Origin of the sequence: Mycobacterium sp. IS-1264, from assembly GCF_001954195.1 — a bacterium.
Taxonomy (GTDB): Bacteria; Actinomycetota; Actinomycetes; order Mycobacteriales; family Mycobacteriaceae; genus Mycobacterium.
On the sequence record NZ_MBES01000036.1, the window covers coordinates 1 to 1828 of the forward strand.

At 63.3% G+C, this 1828-nt stretch carries 2 protein-coding genes and 1 pseudogene; all 3 read right to left on the reverse strand.

From position 1 onward, the window contains the following. Positions 1 to 453: tRNA-dihydrouridine synthase (locus A5744_RS06910; RefSeq protein WP_240562986.1), on the reverse strand; the 453-nt coding region annotated here is incomplete at its 3' end. 55 nt (positions 454 to 508) lie between these two features. Then, positions 509 to 1531: an acyl-ACP desaturase gene (locus tag A5744_RS06915; protein WP_076059570.1), complete on the reverse strand. Its 1023-nt coding sequence runs from the start codon at positions 1529 to 1531 to the stop codon at positions 509 to 511. Between the two features lie 117 nt (positions 1532 to 1648). Beyond that, positions 1649 to 1828, reverse strand: a pseudogene (locus A5744_RS06920) (TetR/AcrR family transcriptional regulator); the annotation flags it as partial.

Consider the following 1828-nt stretch of genomic DNA (forward strand, 5'->3'; position numbering starts at 1 on the left):
GCGGCCGGCATCCAAGTGGGTGTGGTGGTCGTCGTCGATGCCGATGCGGAACTTGACGGTCACCGGTATCGCGGTGCCCTCGGTGGCGCGCACGGCCGCGGCGACGATCTGGCCGAACAGCCGTCGCTTGAACGGCAGGGCCGCTCCGCCGCCCCGTTTGGTCACCTTGGGCACCGGGCAGCCGAAGTTCATATCGATGTGGTCGGCCAAGCCTTCGTCGGCGATCATCCTGGCGGCCGCGTAGGTGGTGGCGGGGTCGACGGTGTAGAGCTGCAGCGAGCGCGGAGACTCGTCCGCAGAGAACGTCGTCATGTGCATCGTGACGGGGTGGCGCTCGACGAGTGCACGCGCCGTCACCATTTCGCAGACGTACAGCCCGCTGACGGTGCCGACTTTCGACTGTTCCAACTCACGACACAACGTCCGGAATGCGACGTTGGTCACACCCGCCATCGGCGCCAGCACTACGGGGCTGGCGACCGCGATGGAACCGATGCGCACCGCTGGGTTACCGCCGGCTCATGGTCAACGTGCCCGCGGTCTGGTGCAGCTCATACGCCGTCGTCTTCTTGCCGGTGCGGGCTTCCCGATCGAGCTGGCGCTGCTTGGACACCTCGAACTTGTCGCAGGTCGTCTCGAGTTCCTTGATCAGCAGGGCGAGATCGTCGCGCAACGCGGCGGCTTCACCGGTGAAGTCCTCGCGCTCGAAGATGCGCCATTTCCTCAGCACCGGCATGACGACCTCGTCGAGGTGGATGCGCGGGTCGTAGACGCCGCCGACGGCGATCATGACGGCCTTGCGCCGGAACTCGGGCACCTGGTAGCCGGGCATCTGGAAGTTGCGCAGCACCTTGTGCAGCGACTTCATCACCTGATTGGGCGCGATCTCAAACCCGGCCTCGGTGACGTCGCGGTAGAAGATCATGTGCAGGTTCTCGTCGGCCGAGATCTTGGCCAGCAGCTGGTCGGCGATGGTCTCGTTGCAGGCCTTACCGGTGTTGCGGTGCGAAATCCGGGTCGCCAGCTCCTGGAAGGTGACGTAGGTGATGGAATCGAAGAGGCTCTCGGCGAAGAGGTCTTCTCGAACCTGTTGGTTCTGTCCCGGGCTGAAGCCGCGGTTCACCACTTCCATTCGCAGCTTCTCCAGCTCGAAGGGGTCAACCGCGCGGGTCACCACGAGGTAGTCGCGCAGCGCGATCCCGTGCCGGTTCTCCTCGGCGGTCCAGCGGTTGACCCATTGGCCCCAGGCGCCGTCCAAGCCGAAGTTCATCGCGATCTCGCGGTGGTAAGAGGGCAGGTTGTCCTCGGTCATCAGGTTCTGCACCATCGCCACCTGGGCGACGTCGGAGAGCTTGCTCTGCTCGGGGTGCCAGTCCTGCCCGCCGAGTGCGTAGAAGTTCTTTCCGTCCGACCACGGGATGTAGTCGTGCGGGTTCCAGTCCTTGTGTTTGCTTTCGTGCCGGTTCAGGTATTTCTCGACGGCCGGTTCAAGTTCCTGCAACAGCTGTAGGTCGGTCAGCTCGGCTGACATACTGCCTCCAGTTATCTGTGTCGGTTGGTAGCAGTCAATATATCTGTGTACTTCAGTAGCATCAAGTTCCCTCGCCGCACGTCAGGTCACAGTTCGATCCGCGCCCGGTGACAACCCCTACTCGGATTTCCCCAGCTCAGGCGTGGGGACAAAGGGGGCCGCCGTGTTGAACAACATGCTGACGCAGTAGTCGATGAATTCCTTGCGGGTGGCCCCGAGCTGCCCGTTCAGGTACGCGGTGAACAGACTGGACAGCCCGCCGACCAGGCTGGTCGCAATCATTTTCTGCAACACCGG